This window comes from Legionella sp. MW5194 (genome assembly GCF_016864235.1).
Taxonomy (GTDB): Bacteria; Pseudomonadota; Gammaproteobacteria; order Legionellales; family Legionellaceae; genus Legionella_C.
Genome location: NZ_CP045732.1, coordinates 1,529,765 through 1,550,931, shown reverse-complemented (window position 1 = coordinate 1,550,931; position 21,167 = coordinate 1,529,765). Strand labels below are relative to the sequence as shown.

Genomic DNA, 21,167 nt, shown 5'->3' with positions numbered 1-21,167 from the left:
ATCATTATCCGCCATACCGGTTTGGATGATGTCTTTATGCCCAACTCCCTTCATTAGCCCGCGACTTACCCTCTCCACGCAGGGAATAATGATGCTGGAATGAATGACTTATGCTACTATTTATTTTTTTGGTTGGATTTAAATTATGGCCGTAACCATTAAAACGCCTGATGAAATTGAAAAAATGCGCGTCGCTGGCCGTTTGGCCGGTGAAGTGCTGACCATGATTGGCGATCATGTCAAAGAAGGAGTTACCACGGATGAACTGAACACCATTTGCCATGATTACATTGTCAATGTACAGAAAGCGATCCCTGCTCCTTTGGGTTACAACGGCTTTCCCAAATCCATCTGCACGTCCATCAACCATGTTGTCTGCCATGGTATCCCCGGTAAAAAAGCCTTGAAAGACGGCGATATCATTAACATCGATGTGACGGTCATCAAGGATGGGTATCACGGCGATACCAGCAAGATGTTTATTGTGGGTACACCCTCGGTTAAAGCCAAACACGTTGTTAAACTGGCCCATGAATGCCTGTTCATAGGCATTGAAATGGTCAAACCGGGTGTGCGACTGGGTGACATTGGTCATGCCATTCAGGTTCATGCCGAAAAAAACCGCTGCTCTGTGGTGCGTGAGTATTGTGGACATGGCATTGGCCGTATTTTTCATGAGGATCCGCAGGTCTTGCATTATGGTACGCCAGGCACCGGCGAGGTCTTGCGTGAAGGCATGACATTCACCATTGAGCCGATGATCAACACCGGTAAATACCAAACCCGTCTATTGCCTGACAATTGGACCGTGGTCACTAAAGATCACAGTTTATCAGCCCAATGGGAGCATACCTTGCTGGTGACGGCTGACGGCGTGGAAATTTTAACCTTACGTGATGAAGAACGGTAGCCACGTACTCAAGCAGACTCTTAAACAGTTCAAGGAAGAACTGTGTAATGAATTTTGTCAAAAAGCCAGCATCACCAGCATCACACGCAAATTAGTCCATTATATTGACGAAACCTTATTACTTCTCTTCCAGAAGCACCAGCTACACCAGGACAATGCCTTTTGCCTTCTGGCTCTGGGCAGCTATGGTCGCCGCGAGCTACAGCTTCATTCAGATATCGATTTACTGTTATTGCATGGTCCTCAAGTTACCAAACCCCAGTTGCAGCGTGCTCAGGCATTTATCCAGGATTGCTGGGATATTGGCCTTGATGTCAGTCATCAAATCACCACGCCCAGGGATTGCGCGGATTTGGCCAGCCAGGATTTAAGCGTCATTTCCAGTATTCTTGACATGCATCTTCTCTGTGGCCGCGGCAGTTTCATGGAAGAGCTGCAATATTACACTCACCCTTTACACATCTGGCCAAGCCATGAGTTTTTTTTCGCCAAACAGCAAGAGCAAAAGCAGCGCTACGTTAAATACGGTGAAACGGCCTATAATTTGGAGCCGAACGTCAAGCAGGGAGCTGGCGGCTTGCGTGATTTGCAAATTCTGCTCAGTATCGGCAAACGTCATTTTGGCATTAAGAAACTGGCGGATGGCATTAGCAGCGGTTTCATTACTGACAAGGAATACGAGCAGTTAATGAACTACCAGCATTTTCTCTGGCGGATTCGTTTTGGGCTTCATACCCTTGCAGGCAAGCAGGAAGAACGGCTTCTGTTCGACTATCAGGTGAAACTGGCTGCCCTGTTTGGCTTTGAGGATACGCCACAGTCGCTGGCCATTGAACAGTTCATGAAACTTTACTTTAAAAACATCAAAGGCATCCGTGAACTGAATGAAATGTTGCTGCATTGGTTCTCAGAGGCCATCGTTCACCGTGAAAAACAATTGATTACCCCCCTAGACAGCCATTTCCAGTTGTCGAATCATTACATTGAAGTAAAACACCCCCGCGTTTTCAGTCAGTACCCGCCAGCACTCATTGAATTGTTTGTTTGGTTGGCTAAACGTCCTGACATAGCCGGTGTCCGTGCCAGTACCATTCGACTGATTAGGCAGTGTCTGTTTTTAATGGATAAAAAATTTCGCTCCTGCCCTGCGGCAACCCAGCCATTTATTCAGCTGTTTAAAGAAAAGAACCCCTATTACGCCTTGCATCACATGAATCGCTATGGCGTGCTTGGTCATTACCTGGATTGTTTCGCCGCCGTGACCGGGCAGATGCAATATGATTTATTTCATGTGTATACCGTGGATCAGCATACCCTGTTTGTCATTCGTAATCTGGTGCGTTTTCTTGATCCTGCCTACAACCCGTCTTTTCCCCTGGCCGCATCGCTTATGGCTACCCTTAAAAAGCGTGAACTCCTTTACCTGGCAGCCCTCTTTCATGACATTGCCAAAGGCCGGGGCGGCGATCACTCGGAACTGGGTGCGGAGGAGGTAAAAGCCTTTGCCGCACGGCATCAGTTAATGAAAGAGGATGCGGATCTTTTCACCTGGCTTGTGCGCAACCATCTGCTTATGTCGCAAACGGCGCAACGGCAGGATATTTATGATCCCAAAACCATCAGCCTGTTTTGTCAGCATCTGCCAAAACCTCATTACCTTGATTACCTTTATTTGCTGACTGTCGCCGACATTTGTGCCACTAACCATACCTTGTGGAACAGTTGGAAAGATTCGCTGCTTAAAGAGCTTTACCACGCGGCTCACCGGGTTCAGCAGCAGGAAAAAACACTCCCTGATGAAGATAGCCTCATCAGCGAACGCCAGCAGGAAGCGTTGGCCTTGTTGAAGAAAAAGGGCATTGATGACAACAAAGTGACTGAGCTTTGGGCCCATATCAAAGGCAAATATTTTCTGCATGAACCGCCCGAAGTGATAGCCCGACATACTGAGGCCATGTTAAGTTGCCAGCAGTACCCCTTGATCATTATCATGCCTCACCACAGCCAGGGGGGCACCGAAGTCTTCATTTACATGCCGCACCGAGAAGAGCGATTTACAATTACCACCACGGTACTCAGCAATCATTACATCACCATTCAGGAAGCGACCATTTTAACCTGCGATCATCAGTTTGACCTGGACACCTACATTATTCTCGATGAACAACATCAGGCCTTGACCAACAAGGAACAGATTAAAGCCATCCATGAGGCATTAAAAAAACAGTTGGGCAAACACTCTTCCCCACCCAAAAGCATCAAGCGCCGTTTGTCCCGGACTCAGGCCCATTTCAAATTTAAACCGCAGATAAGCTTTACTGAGGCACAGCAGGAACAGCATACCTGTCTTTTTCTGGTTACAACCGATCGTCCCGGCTTGCTGGCGACCGTCAGCCGCATTTTTTCTGAGCAAGGCCTTCATCTGCATAATGCTAAAATTGCTACCGCAGGTGAACGGGTTGAAGACATGTTTTATATTTCAACCCAGGCTGGTTTACCACTGAATGCTGAAGAAAAGAAACGCTTGAGAAGCCAATTGATGACGGCATTTACGAACGCCGAGTCATAAAAAATTCTTTTAATAACGCGGAACATTCCACTTCAAGGAATCCTTCATCAATTTGCACCGGGTGATTCAAGGGATACCCCTTGAGTAAATTGTATACTGAACCGGCCGCACCCGCTTTCACATCGCGTGCAGCAAAAACAAGACGTTTAATGCGCGCATGAACCATGGCACCTGCACACATGGCGCAAGGCTCCAGTGTGACGTACAAGGTGGTATCCAGAAGTCTGAAATTGGCCTGCTTTTGTGCCGCTTCACGAAGGACCAGTATTTCGGCATGAGCACAGGGATCGCTATGGGTTATGACGCGATTGCCGGCTGCCGCCAGCAACTGATTGTTACTGTCAACAAGCACAGCGCCGACTGGCACTTCGCCGGCCTGTTTGGCCGCCAATGCCAGTTCATAGGCTTTTTGCATCCAGCCGCTGTCGTTTATTCCCATTCAATCGTCGCTGGTGGCTTGCCGGATATGTCGTAAGTTACCCGCGACACACCAGCCACCTCATTAATGATGCGGTTGGAAACAGCCCCCAGAAAATCCCAGGGTAAATGGGCCCAATGCGCTGTCATAAAATCGATGGTCTCGACGGCCCGAAGACAAATCACGAAATCATATCGACGGCCGTCTCCCATCACACCCACGCTTTTGACCGGCAGAAAAACGGCAAAAGCCTGACTGACTTTATGGTAAAGGCCTTCGTTTCTTAATTCATCAAGAAAAATAGCGTCCGCCTGCCTTAAAATATCCGCATACTCTTTAGTCACCTGACCAAGAATCCGCACGCCAAGACCCGGGCCTGGGAATGGATGGCGGTAAACCATGTCGTAAGGCAGCCCGAGTTCCAGACCAATTTTGCGAACCTCGTCTTTGAACAATTCACGAATCGGTTCCAGTAATTTTAGATTCAAGGTGTCTGGCAAGCCGCCCACATTATGGTGCGATTTAATCACTACCGCCGCACCATTGGTTTTGGTTGCGGCCGACTCAATGACATCAGGGTAAATGGTCCCCTGGGCCAGCCATTTGACGCCTGGTAATTTTTTTGCCTCGTCGTCAAAGACTTCAATGAAGGTGCGGCCAATGATCTTTCGCTTTGTTTCAGGGCAATCAACCCCTTTCAACGCCGCTAAAAACCTGTCTTCAGCATTCACGGCGATGATACGAATACCCATGTGCTGACCGAACATGGCCATCACCTGCTCCGCTTCATTTAAGCGTAAGAGACCGGTGTCAACAAACACACAAACCAGCTGATCACCAATGGCCTGGTGAAGCAGAGCGGCGACGACCGACGAATCCACACCGCCGGAAAGTCCAAGCAATACCTGTTCATCCCCCACCTGCTGGCGAATGGTGTCAATGGCCTGTTGAATAATATTATCGGCGGTCCAGGTGGTTTTAGCCTGGCAAATATCAACAACAAAACGTTGCAATATGCGCAAACCTTGCACCGTATGAGTTACTTCAGGATGGAATTGCAAACCATACAGGCGACGTTCATCATTGGCCATGCCGGCAATGGGCGCGTTGCGCGTTTCACAGATTACCTTAAACCCGGGCGGCAGTTGCGTGACTTTATCGCCATGACTCATCCACACATCCAGCAAAGCCCTTCCCTCCGCGTCGGTTTTGTCTTCAATGTGGTGCAATAATTCGGTATGCCCATGCAAACGCAGTTCAGCATAACCAAACTCACGCAGGTTAGACGACTGCACTTCGCCGCCTAACTGAACAGCCATGGTCTGCATGCCATAGCAAATCCCCAACACCGGTAAACCGCGGGTGAATACCCAGTCCGGCGCGCGGGGGTTACAACTTAAGGTCACGGTGGATGGGCCACCGGAAAGGATAATGCCACAGGGTGAAAGCGCATTAAAATCAGCTTCACTCAGATCATAGGGATGAATTTCGCAATAGACGCCCATTTCCCGCACACGGCGAGCAATCAGTTGCGTGTATTGCGAGCCAAAATCGAGAATTAAAAGGCATTGCTGCTTGATATTACTGCTCATTAGTTGTCCACCTGGTAATTCGGGGCTTGTTTGGTAATACTGACATCATGGACATGGGATTCGCGCATTCCGGCATTGGTCACCTGCACAAACTCCGCGTTTTTATGGAGAAGGCTGATGGTTTTACAACCAGTATAACCCATGCAGGAACGCAGGCCGCCCATCATTTGATGGATAATGGTTTGTACCGGACCTTTGTAAGGAACACGGCCTTCAATGCCTTCCGGAACCAGTTTTTCAGCGCCCTGACTCATGTCCTGAAAATAGCGGTCGCTTGAGCCCTGGGCCTGAGCCATGGCCCCAATCGATCCCATGCCGCGGTAATTTTTATAGGTTCGGCCCTGGTAGAGTTCAATTTCACCGGGTGATTCTTCTGTACCGGCAAACATACTGCCTAACATGACTGTATCGGCACCCGCCGCCAGAGCCTTGCAGATATCACCGGAAAAGCGGATACCGCCATCGGCAATCACCGGAACCTGGCCTTTAACGCCTTCAGCCACATTGGCAATGGCAGTAATCTGCGGTACGCCGACACCCGTGACGATACGGGTGGTGCAAATCGAGCCGGGACCAATTCCAACCTTGACGGCATCAACGCCGGCGGCCACCAGATCGCGGGCTGCCGCCGCGGTCGCAATGTTACCGCCCACAACCTGAACCTGCGGATGATGTTTTTTAATCCAGGTCACACGGTTTAATACGCCCTGAGAATGGCCGTGGGCAGTGTCGACCACCAGCACATCCACTCCAGCATCAATGAGTGCCTCCACACGCTCATCGGTGCCTTCACCGACTCCTACGGCCGCTCCAACACGCAATTGTCCCTGATGATCTTTATTGGCAAATGGATTTTCTTTGGCTTTTTGAATGTCTTTTACTGTAATTAAGCCGCGCAGCTTGAACTCATCATTCACCACCAGCAGCTTTTCTAAACGGTGTTTATGCAGCAGGCTTTGGATTTCTTCACGCAGAGCCCCTTCTTTCACCGTCACCAGACGCTCTTTTGGCGTCATGACGGCTGAAACCGGCAGCGAAAGATTGGTTTCAAAACGAATATCACGGCTAGTTACTATACCGACCAGTAAGCCGTTTTCGACCACAGGCACACCTGAAAAATTATGATGGGCAATGACCGTAAGCAATTCTTCCACGGTGGTTTGCGGCGTCACCCACACCGGATCCTTCACCATGCCGCTTTCAAATTTCTTTACTTTGCGAACTTCTTCCGCCTGGGCGGCAATGTTCATGTTTTTATGGATAATGCCAATACCGCCTTCCTGTGCCATGGCAATCGCAAGCCTCGACTCGGTCACCGTGTCCATCGCTGCTGAAACAAGAGGGATATTCAATTCGATGCCACGAGTCAACCGGGTTTGCAAGGAAACTTCTTTGGGGAGAACCAGTGAATGGGCAGGAACCAGCAAAACATCATCAAAAGTCAGCGCTTGTTGCACAATAGAAAGCGACATATCAATCCCCCTGCAATGAAATTAACCGAATATTATACAACCATTAGAAAGAATGATAAATAACATTCGGTTAATTTTTTGAGCGGAACTGTCAGTGGGCGGAATAGCTCCGCCCGTTTTTAATAATCGTTACTGCCATGATCGGGCACAACGCGTGTATTTCTGCCGTAAATGACTAAAATGGGTTGCTTTACTTTCAGCTTGACCGTATCAGCCTGAACCACCGAAATAATGCTGCCGCTATTGAGTTTAATCACATATTCAAACCCGTGAGAGCGATTCATGGTGGGGTCAGAATAAGACGAACTGGATGCATTGGCACGAGAGCCAGGAGTAATACCGATTTCAGCCTCTTTATTGTGCAGGCGGACTGGACGCATGGAAATAATCACACCCGGTACGACTTTTTTAATTTTGCCCACTTCGGATGAATCATAATCGCCAGGCGGAATATCCTTGCTGCAACCGGTGATAAGCGTAGTAATGGAAAATAAAACGGCCAAAAATAACGTGTTAATTCGCATAGGTCCTCCAAATGCTTTAACGGATAGGCTTGATTTTGAACAGAAACAGGGGAACTATCATATACCTGAACAGGGCAATATGCCAGGGTTTCTTTACCTAAAAACCCCACCTCTCCCGCCAGCGGGAGAGGGAGTGTGCACGGGGTTCTATTGTCCGGGAAGTGCTTTAACCCGCCAGCTCAATCCCCTCTTCTTGCAGTGATTTAACCACCGACGGATGCTGGCTTAATTTTTTGAAATGCTTAACCAGATTCGGCCATTCCTGCAAATCGATTTTGAAATGGAAAGTCCAGGTTAACATAACAAACAAATAGGCATCGGGCAAAGTCAGGTGGTTGCCGCACAGGTAGGGCTGACCATCCAGCAGGGAGTTCAAATAGTTAAATTTGGTTTTCAGCGTAGGCAACGTGAATTTTTCTCTGATTTCAGACGTCATTGCCGGATTAAAAAGCGCGCCCAAGGTCTTATGAATCTCCGTGGTGATGTAATTGACGCATTCGAGCACCCGATAACGCTCAAAATCATGCAGTGGCGGCAGCAGTTTATTTGCCTCGTAGGTATCTGCCAAATACTGTAGAATGACAGCGTTTTCAGTCAGAATTTCACCCTTGTCTGTTTGAAGCGCAGGGACTGCGCCTTTTTTATTAATTTCCAGGTAATTTTTACCGCTTTCTGTTTTTTTTGCCTGCAAATTGACCGACTCGTACGTGCAATCCACACCGATCTCATTGATAACAATTCTTACAGCCAGCGAACAGGCTCCTTTAGTGAAATAAAGTTTCATGTTGAATTCCTTTTTTTACGGGGGAAGATAGTTTTACTCCTATCCAATTCGTCCTGCAAGTGTTTATCGCAAGCATTTGAATTCAAAACAAAACTGGAATTTGTATTATTTAAAATCAGGTCATATACTTAAGATACACAATTGACAAGGAAGCCGCTATGAAGAAGATACTTTTTGTGTCTTTGATTGCTTTAATAACAACCAGCCTGTCCGGATGCGGGTATCGCAGCTGTTGTGCCAATCCCTATAACGAACCCAATATTTCAACGTATGGCTGCTGCGGCTCAAGCAGTTGGTAATGAAGGATCCCTTCCGTGGAAGGGATCGTTGCTTAGGCTTCACACAAATCAGGCAAGGTTTCCGGGCGAATTTCTCTAAACCGGTTATGTTCATCGACAAACACCACCGTCGGTTTAAATGACGCACACGTCTCCTCACTGAGTTGAATGAAAGAGGCAATAATGATCAAATCGCCAGGAGTAACCAGATGTGCCGCAGCGCCATTCACACAAATGGCGGTGGAATTCTCCTCACCCGTAATGGCATAGGTTTCAAATCGCGTACCGGCCGTGACATTCCACACATTCACCGCTTCATAGGGTAAAATATCAGCCGCTTTTAATAATTCCGGTGAAATGGTGATACTGCCTTCGTAATGCAGATCCGCGTGCGTTACGCGGGCACGATGGATTTTCGATTTCAACATTTTGCGATACATCATTACGACCCTTAAAATGAATGTTTTTTATTAACCAAAAGTGTGCGGATTTTAGGTGCAGTTTCTGTTAAAAACAATAGCCCATGGATCAGATGACTTTATTGTTGACAGTGTCAAAAATATATTGCCGGATTTAAGCCGTTGAGCTTGAACTGTTCATTCAATAACGTGTAAACTGGAACGCAAAGTGTTAACAAGTCTTTTAACAGGAAGGTTCCGAGTTGGCTAAGATAATCGTTGTGACTTCAGGTAAAGGCGGCGTTGGAAAAACCACTACTTCTGCGGCTTTTTCATCAGGACTCGCTCTTCGCGGGCACAAAACCGTTGTCATTGACTTTGATATTGGTTTACGAAATCTTGATATCATCATGGGATGCGAACGGCGTGTCGTTTATGATTTTATAAATGTCATCAATGGCGAGGCCAGCCTTAACCAGGCTTTAATCAAGGATAAGCGAGTCCCTGACCTCTGCATCCTGCCTGCGTCACAAACCCGCGATAAGGACGCTTTAACTGTGGAAGGCGTGGAGAAGATACTCAATGAATTGGCTAAGGAATTTGAGTACATTGTTTGTGACTCGCCAGCCGGCATTGAAACCGGGGCACTGATGGCTATGCATTTCGCCGATCATGCCATTGTTGTGACAAATCCGGAAGTTTCATCCGTTCGTGACTCCGATCGTATTCTGGGTATCTTGGCCAGTAAAACCAAACGGGCAATCAATAATGAGGCCCCTGTCCAGGAACATTTACTTCTGACGCGCTACGATCCGGAGCGTGTTGAAAAGGGTGAAATGTTATCTGTGGAAGACGTTAAAGAAATTCTTGCTATCCCGCTGATTGGGGTGATTCCCGAATCCAAAGCGGTGTTAAAAGCATCTAATACAGGTACGCCTGTGATTCTTGATGAAACCAGTGACGCAGGCCTGGCCTATCAGGATGCGATTGCTCGTTTCCTGGGCGAAAGCAGGCCCATGCGTTTTGTCAGCAATGAGCGTAAAGGCATTTTGCGCCGGTTGTTCGGTAAAAACAAGGAGGATGTTCCAGCATGAGCATATTCAACTACTTAAGAAAACGCACGAGCACCGCATCCGTTGCAAAAGAACGCTTGCAGATCATTATTTCTCATGAGCGGACTCAGCGTAATACCCCGGATTATTTGCCTAAACTTCAGGAAGAAATTCTGGCAGTGATTGCCAGATACATTCCCGTCACTCGTGACAAAGTCAGTGTCAATCTGGAACGAATGGGTGACAGTGCGGTATTGGAGTTAAATGTCACCATGCCGGATGAAGCATTGGAAGAAATTTAGCTCGCTACTCCTGACGACTGGCTACTGACATCTGAATGCCGGATTGCTTTCCTTTCCCTCAATTGCATGTCGCTCCACTTTTCATGTTATTTTTTCAGTTTGGTTAATTCCATCAGGACAAGGCCTGTGCATGGCTATGTCGTTAGGGCAGGGATACCGGCGGATTGGCAACACGACAGCACAGCCGGAGTGAAGTAGTCAACACGGTTTTCAAGCCGCGTGGCTTGCCCGGGGATTCTGCTGCCTCAGCATAGCGAAGCAGCAAAATCCGACGGGCATCCCGGCTTAAATATTTTCCGTGATATCGTCTTTGCTCGGCTCATGCTTTTTTGCCTTCGCAGAAATCTGTAGCGCGGTACGGCTTAATTCATCATGACTGAAATCATCCACAGCAATGACGTGCTGGCGGGCGAGTTCCGCTTCTTTTAATAAGGCAGCCTGCTCGCTGCTCAGGATGCCGGCATTTTCAGCCTCATCAATCTGCTCAAGCAGGGTTAGCGCACGCAGTGTGCCCTCCTTTACCGCCACTGCAACGCGTTTCTCCAAAGGCTCAACCGCGCAAATTTTGCGAAATGCCGCCTCAAGACGTCCAATTGGACAATTGGCCGTGGCTTCTTTAAACACAAGCCGCGTTAAACGATCCCGTGATTCATTGGGGTTAGTCAGCAGACGTGCCAGTTGTTGCCCCAGACGATCAGAAGGTTGTTTCCTTAAACCACCCCAGGGATTGATGACTGCCCGCAATATTATCCGTGCCGCACGGGGCTTGATGTTGGTCATGACGCCTTGCAGGGCTAAGTCGCACTCATGGAACAAATGCTGGCAACACCACTCCACCAACGGCAAATCGGCTTCGGGTTCATGGTCATCGTGGAAACGCTTAAGCACGGCAGACGCCAGATAAAGGTAGCTTAAAACATCGCCCAGACGGGCAGAAATTTTTTCCTTGCGCTTAAGCTCACCACCAATGACCGTCATGGCAAAGTCAGAAGCAAAGGCTAAATTGCTGCTGTAGCGATGAATCAATTGATAATACCGTTTGACTCGGCTGCGCGGTGCACGTGTAAAATGGGCATCCGTCAGATTAAACAACACGGATTTGGTGAAATTGGCCAGCATAAACGCGCCATGCCCCCAAAAGGCTTTATCAAAAAGAGCCAGATTATTTTCCCGCACGCTTTCAATTTCCTTGAAAACGTAGGGATGACAGCGAACAGCACCCTGACCAAAAATAATCAGACTTCGAGTAAGAATATTGGCCCCCTCAACGGTAATACCGATGGGAGCGCTTTGATAACCGCGCCCCATGTAATTATTGGGCCCCAGGCAAATGCCCTTACCGCCGTGAATATCCATCGCATCGAGCGCAACCCGTCTGGCGCGTTCAGTGGTATGGTATTTAAGAATGGCACCTGCGACAGATGGCTTGGCGCCATGATCAATGGCGGCAGCCGTCATGGTTAACGCGGCATCAATAAGGTAAGCGTTGGCAGCAATGCGAGCCAGTGGTTCTTCGATGCCCTCAAAATTGGCGATGGACGTATTAAACTGTTTACGAACGCGAGCATAGGCACCGGTAGCCAAAGCAGCAGCCTGCGATCCGCCCAAGCCGCTGGAAGGCAAGGAAATAGCACGGCCTGCACTTAAGCATTCCATCAACATCCGCCAACCGCTCCCGGCCATTGCAGCCCCCCCGATAAGGTAATCCATGGGGATGAAAACATCCTTACCCTGGGTAGGACCGTTCATAAAGGCGGTATTGAGCGGGAAATGGCGGCGGCCTCTTATTACTCCTGGGGTTTTGGCGGGAATCAGGGCACAACTGATCCCTACATCGCTTCCCTTCCCTAACAGATTGTCAGGATCGAACATTCTGAATGCCAGACCAATCACGGTGGCGATGGGACATAAAGTAATGTACCGTTTATTCCAGGTCAGACGAACCCCGAGCACCTCCTGACCATCCACGGTTTGCCGACAGACAATGCCTTTATCTGGCATGGAGGCGGCATCAGAACCCGCATTGGGTCCGGTCAACGCAAAGCAGGGAATCTCACGACCATCAGCAAGACGGGGAAGATAATAGTCCTTTTGCTCTTTAGTACCGTATTTAAGCAGCAATTCCGCAGGGCCTAGGGAGTTAGGCACCGAGATGGTTGATGCCACAGTGACTGAACGGCCATAAATTCGCGACAATATCGCAGCCTGAGCACTGGCAGAAAAATCAAGCCCACCGTACTCCTTGGGAATGATCATGCCGAAAAAGCCCTTCTCCTTGATAAATTGCCACATGTCAGGGGGCATGTCCGCCCGATTGTGGGTAATGTCCCAATCGTCAATCATGCGGCAGAGCTCGTTAAGCGGTCCATCCATGAAAGCCTGCTCTTCATCTGTAAAACTGACGGTTGGGGCTTTAAGCAACTTGTTAAAATCAGGTGCACCGCTGAATAAATCCCCTTCCCAGGTGATAGTGCCCGCTTCGAGTGCCTCGCGTTCAGTGGCCGACATGACCGGCATTTCCTTGCTGATTCGAGCAAATAAGCGACGAGACAGGAGATTGCGGCGTAAAGGACGAATCGAGGCCAAAACAAAAGTGGCAGTCAACAGGCACAGGAGTACCTGAGAAACCAGGCCCGGAGTGCCATATTGAATGTACAAACCCGTCAGAATGGCATAACTGATTGCCCAAACGACAATCGATGCCTGCCTGGACAATAACCAAAGCGATACGCCAATCAGCGCAAACACAATCAAGCTATGCGGCACAGTTCTCTCCTTTTAATAAATAGCCTTAATCCACATTTTATATTTTACACGTCATTTTTTAAGTATAACATCCAGCGCCTGAATAACCTGCCTGGCGGTTAATTTTGGTCTTTCCATCGGTAACATATGGGTTCCCCTCATTTTAAAACAGTCAATATGGTAATGCGTTTTCATGTAGCGAACGTCAAATCGATCCACCACATTACTCTGTGCGCCATAAATGAGCGCAGTGGGTACTGTTAATTGACCGGCATACTGATGGAGATGATGAGGAATGGTTCGATAAATCTGGTATTCGATATGGCTGTCAAATACCAAATGATAGCCCTCTTCATCACGGTAAAGACCATAATCAATGTAATCCTGAAGACAAGCCTTGCTGAATGTTCTGAACAGGGGCCTGTCCTTAAGATAAGCCAAGAGCTGTTCCTGTGTCGGCCATTTGCGCCTGCGGCCCCGGGTTCTGAATGCCGGGGTAATGTGATCGATAAACCCGAGCACTTTGGCGAGACGCAGCATGCTTGACTTAAGGCGTCCCAGCAGAGGTGAATCAAGCATAACCACCGCCTTGAAAAGCGAAGGCTCCCGTATAGCCGCCAACAGGCTGAGTACGCCGCCAAGCGAATGCCCTACCGCAATCACCGGCTGATTGATTTGTTGTTTGATGCTGTCTAACACTTCCTCGACCAGAAATGGCCAGTTTTCAGTCACCGGGTACCCGGGATTGTGCCCGACTTTGTCAATGTAGAAGCAGTCGAAATCGTCACTTAACGCGTTAAATAATTGACTGTAACAAAGCGAAGGAAAGCCATTGCCATGGGCGAAGTGAATAGGTTCTTTCACGAAACCACCAGCTTCTGGCTTTCACGTTTCAACGACAGGACGGCAAAATTGAAGTACGCGGCAAACAAGACAATTAAAAAGAAACCAAAACCATAAAATACCCGGTTTATGGTCAGGAAAATCACCAGGACTGTGATTTGTGGGGTCGAAGCCACAATGAGTAGTCGGCAGGATTGTTTGTAGGTGATGGCAAATTTCATAAACAGTTTAGCGACAAATTGACCCATCAGCGCAAACACCAGGAAAAAAGCCAGGTAAATGACGGTAAACATCAGTACAATCGTTGGATAAATGGTGGCATCCGACAACAGTTTCAGCTTTTCGATGCCTGACGATTTGCTCAATTCTTCGCCGCTGAATACTTCATTCATGCTTTTGCTCAGTTCCTGAATATAAATCGGGCTTTCCTGTTTCCGGTTTGCCGAGGCAAAAAAGAATTGCGGCGTAGGCAGGCGGTAAATGATTTGATTGGCTGTTACCAGGACGGACAAGTGCGGGTAACGATCATCGATGCGCGTGATTGTTCCTGTCGTATCAATAATGGACACCACATCGCCCCTGCTGTTTTTAATCAGGTAAGGCATGGGCTTATCGAGAGACACTTTGCCGTTTTGCACATAAAACTTCGGCAGTTTCTGCATGGGTTCAAGAATCTGATAATCAAAAAAACGATTAAAATCAAGGGTTACCCGCAACGCGAACGGAAGGGTCACAATGAACATCAATAATAGAAGATAAAGTATCCCATAACCTTTCCAGCGCTTACCGACATCGACGTACAAGCGGCGGCTGAAAAAAGACAGATAAAGCGCTTGCCAGTAACTGTAAAAAGGGGCATCGACATCCCTCAGTGCTTTCGTGTTTTTAGTCATTCCACCCTCCCAGCCTCTTGCCTGTGTTTTTATCAAACCAATGCGCCTGTTTCAGATTCAGCCTTATCGCCGTACGCCCCTCACAGATCTCGGTATCAGCCCGTGTTCGCACCGCAAAATGGGCACGACCGCAATGGCTTCGGGTATGCACCAGTTTATCGCTGCCCATGTTATCGACAAAATCGATATGAACAGGAATGGCTCCCGGCGTGTCAACCACTGTCATTTCCAGGTTTTCAGGCCTCACTCCAAGGATGACTTCTTCGTCGCATTGCGCCGGAGTCAGGTGCTCAGGCAAGGAAAACGAAACGCCTGTCGCGCTGATGAATTGTCTGGATGACAAATCAATAGTACCTGATAAAAAGTTAATTGGGTAATGTCCAGTAAACCCGGCAACGAAGAGCGAGGCCGGTTGTTGATACAGTGTCTGCGGTGCGCCAATCTGTTCAATACGGCCTTGATTTAACACCAGTATTCTCGACGCCATGGTCATCGCCTCGGTTTGATCATGAGTCACGTACAAGCAGGTCGTTTGTAATTGCTGATGCAGTTTTTTAATCTCATGACGCATTTCCGTACGCAATTTGGCATCAAGATTCGACAGCGGTTCATCAAACAAAAAAACAGACGGCGAACGAACAATGGCCCGTCCCATGGCGACACGCTGCTTTTGGCCGCCGGATAGTTCCCGCGGCAGTCGCTTTAAGTAATCGGAAAGCTGCAACATGGCCGCCACCTCTTTTACACGCGAATCAATCGCATGCTTGAGGACGCCGCGCATTTTTAAGCCATAGGCCATGTTATCAAACACGGTCATGTGCGGGTACAGGGCATAACTTTGAAAAACCATAGCCATGTTGCGTTTGGCAGGAGGAATTTCATTGACGCATTGATTATCGATGAGAATTTTCCCGGAGGTGACCGTATCAAGCCCCGCCACTAACCGCAGTAACGTGGATTTACCGCATCCAGAAGGTCCTACCACCGCCACAAATTCACCCTGCTCAATGCTTAAGCTGATTTGCTCAAGAATTCGGTGTTGACCATGGTATTTGCTGATATTCACCAGTTCCACTGTAGCCATTAATGAATTAACCCCTTCTCAAACCATCGTTGCATAAGCACGACCACCAAACAGGGCGGCAACATCGCAACCAGGGCGACAGACATAATATAATGCCACTGCGGGATTTGATCAGCAACGCCGGCCAAAGACCGGATGCCCATGACAATCGTCGCCTTGTTGCTGTCGCTGGTAATCACCAGCGGCCACAGGTATTGATTCCACCCATAGACAAATAAAATAATAAACAAGGCCGCAATTTGTGTCAGGGAGAGCGGGAGTAAAATATCTCTAAAGAAACGCCAGGGCCCCGCCCCATCCAGTTTGGCCGCATCCACCAGTTCGCCCGGAATGGTTTTAAAAAATTGGCGGAATAAAAAAGTCGCCGTTGCGGAAGCCATCAACGGCAACGTTAAACCCGCGTAAGTATTCAACCAGGAGAATGATGCAATCACCTGGAATGTCGGCACAATGCGGACTTCAACCGGCAGCATCATGGTTGAGAAAATGAGGGCAAACATCAGTTTTTTTCCGGGTAAGGCGAAATAAACCAGAGTAAAAGCTGAAAACAGAGCCAGGGTTATTTTGCCCACGGCAATGAGGATTGCCATCACTAAACTATTAAGCAGCATGTGCCAGACCGGCTGTCCTCCTGTCGCCGCAATCCCCTCCGTCAATACGGTTTTGATGTTGTCCCATAACGCCCCGCCAGGCAACAAGGGCAAGGGCGCATGCATCATCGCGCTGCCATCATGACTAGCGGCCACCAGCGCCAGGTAAAGCGGCATAAACAAGCCGGCAATGAAAAGGCAAAGGAACCCATGGGAAACCAGGCGCGATAGGGTCATTCGTAATGCACCTTCTTTTCGAGATAACGAAATTGCAGCAGGGTTAAGGCAACCACCAGGAGCATGAGGATGACGGATTGCGACGAAGAGCTGCCGGGATCCATCCCCACGAAACCATCCTTATACACTTTGTAAATCAGCGTGGTGGTGCCATTATTCGGACCGCCGCTGGTCATGACATCAATGATGCCAAACGTGTCGAAAAAAGAATAAATCAGGTTCATGATCAGCAGGAAAAAAGTCGTTGGCGATAATAAGGGGAAAATAACCTGCCAGAAACGCTGCCAGGTCGAAGCGCCATCCATGATGGCCGCATCGATGAGCGATGGCGGAATCGCCTTTAAGGCCGCAAAAAAGAATAAAAAGTTGTAGCTTAACTGTTGCCAGCTCGCAGTCAGGATAACCACAGCCAGCGCCTGTTGGCTATGGATGAGGTAATTAAAATCAAAGCCGATGCTACGAAATAAGCTGGCCAGCCAGCCGATGGTTGGCTGGCAGAGAAAACGCCAGAGAATCGCCGCCACAGCCGGCGCAACCGCATAAGGCCAGAGGATTAAAGTTTTATAAATCGCCTGACTGCGACGCCGTCCATTCACCAGCGTTGCCAGCAATAAACCGGAGGCCATGGTCGTCAGGGTAATAAAAAACGCCAGCAACAATGTCACCAGTACTGCTTTCCCATACCCCGGATCCGCCCATAAATCACTGAAATTCCTAAAGCGCGCAAATTGCCGGTGCAAACCAAAGGCATCGCTAAAAAACAACGATTGCAGGATGGCGCTTAAAGCAGGCCAAATAAAAAATAACAGGGTAACAATCAACTGCGGGATAATGAAAAAAAAGGCCAGTTTTTTATTATGGAAATAGTTCATCAATCCACTGGGTTGCCGGTTCTGAGCAAAAGTATATAACGAACGCTTTTCATTTTGCGAATGAAATTTAGCCGTGTTACGCCGACAGGCGTTCTTTGGCCAGAGTCCGCCGTAATAACTGCGCATAGATGGGTGGATTTTTTGCAAGCTGCACCACAGTAGTGGAAGTCAGGCAGGTCACCATCATCGGTAGAATTAGCAGGTAATTTTGAGTCATTTCCACCACCAGCACGATGCCTGTCAGGGGAGAGCGGACGGCGGCGGAAAACAAAGCGCCCATGCCCGCCACAGCAAACATGCCGGGGTGAATGGTGGTGTCTGGCATAATTAAAATCAACAGGTAATAAGAGGCAAGACCAAACAGCGTGCCTAAAGCCAGCATGGGCGCAAAGATTCCGCCCGGCACACTGCTGCTGTAACACAACATGGTCATGATAAAACGCAACCCAATGAGCAGCAGCAAGACATGAGCGGATGGCGACAGGGTTAAGGATTGATGAATAATTTCATAACCGCCGCCAACGATGGGCGAATACCAATAGGCTAGAAGGCCAACGACCGCCCCGAGAATTAAGGCGTAACACCCCTGGGCAACGTCGGACAATTGATCCTTTAGGCTCAAACTTTTCATCAACACCAGGTTAAAAACTAGCCCCGCCAAGCCGGCTAAAAGACCAAAAACAAAAAAAAGCCACAACGATTTTAAACTGGGCAACTCAAACACACTCATGGCAATTGCAGGCCCTGCTCCCACAAGCCAGTGGCTGACAATGGTCGCCATGACGCAGGCAATAGCGACCATTTTAAAATTGGTGAATGTGAAATTAAACTGGTTACGCATTTCCTCAATGACAAACAGCACCCCGGCCAGGGGGGCGTTGAAAGCAGTGGCCAAACCGGAAGCCGCACCCGCGGCAATGAGGGTATCCCGACGGCGTCTTGGAATACGCAGCCACTGCCCCAACATCTCACCCAGATTACCGCCCATTTGAATGGTAGGGCCTTCGCGGCCAACCACCATGCTGGCACTGATTGACATTACCCCGGCTATGAATTTTACCGGCAGTAACCGTTCCCAGAAAATGGGGCGCTCATGAAGCAAAGCCCCTTCAATTTCCTGCACGCCGCTGCCAGAGGCTTCAGGGGCTATTTTTTTCACCATCAGCCAGGCCAGGTAAACAAGCAGCATGGAAAACAGCATTGACGCCAGGGCACCCGGAATTCCTGCCTGCTCAGACCAGGCAATGGCCGCACGCAACCCACGGCTTAAATAAGCAATCGCTATCTGAAAACAGGATCCGACGATCCCTGTTAAAACGCCCAGTAGTATGGCCACAGCATAGATTTTGAGGACTTTACTCTTCATCGCTGCCAATCATCTCCATTAGATTGTTGATAATGCGCTGCCCGGCCTGATTGTGCATGGATAAAATGGTTTCCGGATGAAATTGCACGGCATGTACCGGCAAATTTCGGTGAGAAATTGCCATGACAATACCCTCCTGACTCACTGCCGTGACCTTCAGTGATTTGGGCATCGATTCCTGACGGGCATAGAGAGAATGATAACGACCCGCCGTAAAAGACGGCGCCAGTCCAGCAAACAATCCCCCCTCTTCTTTGACAATGATTTCGGATGCCTTGCCATGCATGGGATAATCGAGAACGTTCAGTTCCCCGCCAAAATACTCTACCATCCCCTGCAACCCCAGACAAACGCCAAACAAAGGAATGCCGCGTGCCAAAACAGATTCAATGGTCTGTGCCACTTTAAAATCCGAAGGCTTACCGGGTCCAGGCGAGAGCACCACCAAATCAAATTCGGAAGCCTGCAGGTAATCAATGACCAGGTTTGATCGAACAGTAATGACTTCCGCGCCCGACTGACGAAGGTAATTGGCCAAGGTGTGAACAAAGGAATCCTGATGGTCCACCAACAACACGCGCCGCCCAAGTCCAGGGTATTCACTACGGTGCTGCACGTCGCTCTTGACTTTATTTTGAACCACATCGAGAAAAGCAGAGGCCTTAAGCCGTGTTTCCTCTTCTTCCGCCTGCGGCACGGAATCATACAGCAGGGTGGCGCCGACGCGAATTTCAGCAATGCCCTGTTTAATCCGTGTGGTTCTTAATACAAGACCGGTATTTAAATTGCCATCAAAACCAAACCAGCCCACTGCGCCTGCGTACCATCGTCTGGGCGATTTTTCATGGGTTTCAATGAAATTCATCGCCCAAAGTTTCGGCGCGCCGGTCACCGTCACCACCCACATGTGCGTCAAAAAAGCATCGACCGCGTCAAATTCCTTACGCAACACCCCCTGAACATGATCCACGGTATGAATCAACCGGGAATACATTTCAATCTGGCGGCGGCCCACCACTTGCACGCTGCCTGCCTCGCAAATACGGGATTTGTCATTGCGATCGACATCGGTACACATCGTCAATTCAGACGCTTCTTTTTCAGAGTCAAGTAACGTCTGGATGTTTTTTGCATCCTCAATGGCATCGGCGCCGCGTTTGATCGTACCGGATATGGGACAGGTTTCCACTTTTTGACCCTGAACCCGCACATACATTTCCGGCGAAGCGCCCACTAAATATTCTTCATCACCCAAATTGATCAGGAAACCATAAGGGGACGGGTTCGCCTTGCGCATGCGTCTGAAAATGGTCGAAGGCTGCTCCGGGCAATGCGCATAAAAAATCTGGCTGGGTACAACCTCAAACAGATCGCCACAGGCAAACCGTGATTTGGCGACATCAACAATTCGGGCATACTCACCGGGTTCATGATCACCTGGTTTCTCGGGTTTATGCGTGGCTTCGTAGGGTTTGAATACCCCATCCCGCGGCAATGACAGCGTGGATTTCCCTTGGTATTGAAAGTCGTAGCGACGCACAAAAGCCTCTTCCTTGCGATGATTAACCACAACGATTTCATCGGGCAGGTAAAGCACCATTTCCCGTTGGTCCTCCTCCCGCGCCTTTGTCTGCGCCAGTGATTCAAACTGGAAAATCAAATCATAACCAAAAGCCCCATACAACCCGAGATAGGGGTCATCCGGTGTTTTGAAAAAACTCAGCAGCACCCGCAGGACAGTAAAAATAGAGGGTTGCAGGCTGCGTTCTTCCTCACTGAATACACGATCACTTGGTTTAATCTGCAGTTGGAGTGCTTTTTCTGTCTGCTTCAGGATGTCAATCGACTCACATTCCTTAAGAACCTGGGCGACAATCGTTAACAGCACTTCGCCACGCATGTTTAACGCCTGGAGATAGACATGCGCTTGCTTGCAGACAATGGCGAGCGGTGGATTAAAAAAACCAATGTCCCAGCAGGAGTAACGTCCAGGGTATTCAAAACTGGAGGCGAACAGGGCGCCACGTTGCGAATCCAGCTTTTCAATTAAAGGCTCAATGGCATGATCATAGGCTAAACTCTGCTGTTCGTACTCGATGTAAACGCCGCCCTGGGTTTTTATCTGCTGCAACATAACAATCCAATTGGTGAGGGATAAAGTCATTCTACCTTTTCCCGGCAAGAAAGAAATATTGGATAATGCAATCAGCGAATAAATCCTTGCATCCCGGGCGAATT

19 protein-coding genes are annotated in these 21,167 nt (G+C 48.7%); 5 read left to right on the top strand and 14 right to left on the bottom strand.

The features are described 5' to 3' along the window. Positions 1–145 precede the first annotated feature (145 nt). Both map and glnD read left to right on the top strand, forming a co-directional pair. A complete protein-coding gene (gene map, locus GH742_RS07270; RefSeq protein ID WP_203456754.1) occupies positions 146–910 on the top strand; it encodes a type I methionyl aminopeptidase in 765 nt (254 codons plus the stop codon). After that, positions 897–3,479: a [protein-PII] uridylyltransferase gene (gene glnD / locus GH742_RS07265; RefSeq protein WP_203456753.1), complete on the top strand. Its 2,583-nt coding sequence runs from the start codon at positions 897–899 to the stop codon at positions 3,477–3,479. The genes map and glnD overlap by 14 nt, the downstream gene beginning before the upstream one ends. Here the strand turns inward: glnD and tadA are convergent. The 5 genes from tadA to gstA all read right to left on the bottom strand — a co-directional run bounded on the left by tadA (position 3,460) and on the right by gstA (position 8,269). Then, on the bottom strand, positions 3,460–3,912 hold the full coding sequence (tadA, locus tag GH742_RS07260; protein ID WP_203456879.1) for a tRNA adenosine(34) deaminase TadA: 453 nt from the start codon (positions 3,910–3,912) through the stop codon (positions 3,460–3,462). The two genes, glnD and tadA, sit on opposite strands and share 20 nt — an antisense overlap. Then, the gene (gene guaA / locus GH742_RS07255) at positions 3,909–5,489 is read right to left on the bottom strand and encodes a glutamine-hydrolyzing GMP synthase (RefSeq protein ID WP_203456752.1); all 1,581 of its coding nucleotides are present in this window, start codon (positions 5,487–5,489) and stop codon (positions 3,909–3,911) included. The genes tadA and guaA overlap by 4 nt, the downstream gene beginning before the upstream one ends. Next, positions 5,489–6,961 (bottom strand): IMP dehydrogenase, encoded by a 1,473-nt coding sequence (guaB, locus tag GH742_RS07250; protein ID WP_203456751.1) that lies wholly within the window; start codon positions 6,959–6,961, stop codon positions 5,489–5,491. The genes guaA and guaB overlap by 1 nt, the downstream gene beginning before the upstream one ends. A 119-nt stretch (positions 6,962–7,080) precedes the next feature. Continuing rightward, complete coding sequence (locus GH742_RS07245; protein WP_203456750.1) at positions 7,081–7,485, bottom strand: hypothetical protein; 405 nt, start codon at positions 7,483–7,485, stop codon at positions 7,081–7,083. A gap of 166 nt (positions 7,486–7,651) precedes the next feature. Next, entirely contained in the window at positions 7,652–8,269 is a 618-nt protein-coding gene (gstA, locus tag GH742_RS07240) for a glutathione transferase GstA (RefSeq protein WP_203456749.1), read from the bottom strand. A 158-nt stretch (positions 8,270–8,427) separates the two neighbouring features. On the opposite strand from gstA, the gene GH742_RS07235 reads away from it, so the two are divergent. Further along, positions 8,428–8,568, top strand: a complete 141-nt coding sequence (locus GH742_RS07235; protein ID WP_203456748.1) for a hypothetical protein — start codon at positions 8,428–8,430, stop codon at positions 8,566–8,568. A 32-nt stretch (positions 8,569–8,600) separates the two neighbouring features. Here GH742_RS07235 and panD read toward each other — a convergent pair whose 3' ends face one another. Further along, positions 8,601–8,990: an aspartate 1-decarboxylase gene (gene panD / locus GH742_RS07230; RefSeq protein WP_203456747.1), complete on the bottom strand. Its 390-nt coding sequence runs from the start codon at positions 8,988–8,990 to the stop codon at positions 8,601–8,603. Positions 8,991–9,208: 218 nt separating this feature from the next. Here panD and minD point away from each other — a divergent pair, with 218 nt between their 5' ends. Together minD and minE are read left to right on the top strand one after the other, a co-directional pair. After that, positions 9,209–10,039 (top strand): septum site-determining protein MinD, encoded by an 831-nt coding sequence (gene minD, locus GH742_RS07225; RefSeq protein WP_058530382.1) that lies wholly within the window; start codon positions 9,209–9,211, stop codon positions 10,037–10,039. After that, positions 10,036–10,299 carry a cell division topological specificity factor MinE gene (gene minE / locus GH742_RS07220; protein WP_203456746.1) on the top strand — a complete coding sequence of 88 codons (264 nt, stop codon included), beginning with the start codon at positions 10,036–10,038 and terminating at the stop codon, positions 10,297–10,299. The genes minD and minE overlap by 4 nt, the downstream gene beginning before the upstream one ends. 285 nt (positions 10,300–10,584) lie before the next feature. On the opposite strand, the gene GH742_RS07215 is transcribed toward minE, so the two are convergent. The 8 genes from GH742_RS07215 to GH742_RS07180 all read right to left on the bottom strand — a co-directional run bounded on the left by GH742_RS07215 (position 10,585) and on the right by GH742_RS07180 (position 21,063). After that, entirely contained in the window at positions 10,585–13,065 is a 2,481-nt protein-coding gene (locus GH742_RS07215; RefSeq protein WP_203456745.1) for an acyl-CoA dehydrogenase, read from the bottom strand. Positions 13,066–13,116: 51 nt separating this feature from the next. Further along, the gene (locus GH742_RS07210) at positions 13,117–13,908 is read right to left on the bottom strand and encodes an alpha/beta fold hydrolase (RefSeq protein ID WP_203456744.1); all 792 of its coding nucleotides are present in this window, start codon (positions 13,906–13,908) and stop codon (positions 13,117–13,119) included. Further along, positions 13,905–14,780 (bottom strand): DUF1189 family protein, encoded by an 876-nt coding sequence (locus GH742_RS07205; RefSeq protein WP_203456743.1) that lies wholly within the window; start codon positions 14,778–14,780, stop codon positions 13,905–13,907. The genes GH742_RS07210 and GH742_RS07205 overlap by 4 nt, the downstream gene beginning before the upstream one ends. Next, positions 14,773–15,864, bottom strand: a complete 1,092-nt coding sequence (locus GH742_RS07200) for an ABC transporter ATP-binding protein (protein WP_203456742.1) — start codon at positions 15,862–15,864, stop codon at positions 14,773–14,775. The genes GH742_RS07205 and GH742_RS07200 overlap by 8 nt, the downstream gene beginning before the upstream one ends. Further along, the gene (gene ugpE / locus GH742_RS07195) at positions 15,864–16,691 is read right to left on the bottom strand and encodes a sn-glycerol-3-phosphate ABC transporter permease UgpE (RefSeq protein WP_203456741.1); all 828 of its coding nucleotides are present in this window, start codon (positions 16,689–16,691) and stop codon (positions 15,864–15,866) included. Before ugpE ends, GH742_RS07200 begins: the two co-directional genes overlap by 1 nt. After that, on the bottom strand, positions 16,688–17,566 hold the full coding sequence (locus tag GH742_RS07190; RefSeq protein ID WP_370569548.1) for an ABC transporter permease subunit: 879 nt from the start codon (positions 17,564–17,566) through the stop codon (positions 16,688–16,690). Before GH742_RS07190 ends, ugpE begins: the two co-directional genes overlap by 4 nt. Before the next feature lie 73 nt (positions 17,567–17,639). Then, complete coding sequence (clcA, locus tag GH742_RS07185; protein WP_203456739.1) at positions 17,640–18,929, bottom strand: H(+)/Cl(-) exchange transporter ClcA; 1,290 nt, start codon at positions 18,927–18,929, stop codon at positions 17,640–17,642. Next, on the bottom strand, positions 18,919–21,063 hold the full coding sequence (locus tag GH742_RS07180) for an anthranilate synthase component I (protein ID WP_203456738.1): 2,145 nt from the start codon (positions 21,061–21,063) through the stop codon (positions 18,919–18,921). Before GH742_RS07180 ends, clcA begins: the two co-directional genes overlap by 11 nt. Positions 21,064–21,167: the final 104 nt, after the last annotated feature.

Excerpts from the sequence above, each read along its gene's own strand:
- GH742_RS07245 (WP_203456750.1), bottom strand. The coding sequence starts at position 7,485 with ATGCGAATTAACACGTTATTTTTGGCCGTTTTATTTTCCATTACTACG.
- GH742_RS07180 (WP_203456738.1), bottom strand. The coding sequence starts at position 21,063 with ATGTTGCAGCAGATAAAAACCCAGGGCGGCGTTTACATCGAGTACGAA.
- GH742_RS07235 (WP_203456748.1), top strand. The coding sequence starts at position 8,428 with ATGAAGAAGATACTTTTTGTGTCTTTGATTGCTTTAATAACAACCAGC.
- clcA (WP_203456739.1), bottom strand. The coding sequence starts at position 18,929 with ATGAAGAGTAAAGTCCTCAAAATCTATGCTGTGGCCATACTACTGGGC.
- GH742_RS07205 (WP_203456743.1), bottom strand. The coding sequence starts at position 14,780 with ATGACTAAAAACACGAAAGCACTGAGGGATGTCGATGCCCCTTTTTAC.
- GH742_RS07200 (WP_203456742.1), bottom strand. The coding sequence starts at position 15,864 with ATGGCTACAGTGGAACTGGTGAATATCAGCAAATACCATGGTCAACAC.
- gstA (WP_203456749.1), bottom strand. The coding sequence starts at position 8,269 with ATGAAACTTTATTTCACTAAAGGAGCCTGTTCGCTGGCTGTAAGAATT.
- panD (WP_203456747.1), bottom strand. The coding sequence starts at position 8,990 with ATGATGTATCGCAAAATGTTGAAATCGAAAATCCATCGTGCCCGCGTA.
- guaA (WP_203456752.1), bottom strand. The coding sequence starts at position 5,489 with ATGAGCAGTAATATCAAGCAGCAATGCCTTTTAATTCTCGATTTTGGC.
- glnD (WP_203456753.1), top strand. The coding sequence starts at position 897 with ATGAAGAACGGTAGCCACGTACTCAAGCAGACTCTTAAACAGTTCAAG.
- minE (WP_203456746.1), top strand. The coding sequence starts at position 10,036 with ATGAGCATATTCAACTACTTAAGAAAACGCACGAGCACCGCATCCGTT.
- map (WP_203456754.1), top strand. The coding sequence starts at position 146 with ATGGCCGTAACCATTAAAACGCCTGATGAAATTGAAAAAATGCGCGTC.
- guaB (WP_203456751.1), bottom strand. The coding sequence starts at position 6,961 with ATGTCGCTTTCTATTGTGCAACAAGCGCTGACTTTTGATGATGTTTTG.
- ugpE (WP_203456741.1), bottom strand. The coding sequence starts at position 16,691 with ATGACCCTATCGCGCCTGGTTTCCCATGGGTTCCTTTGCCTTTTCATT.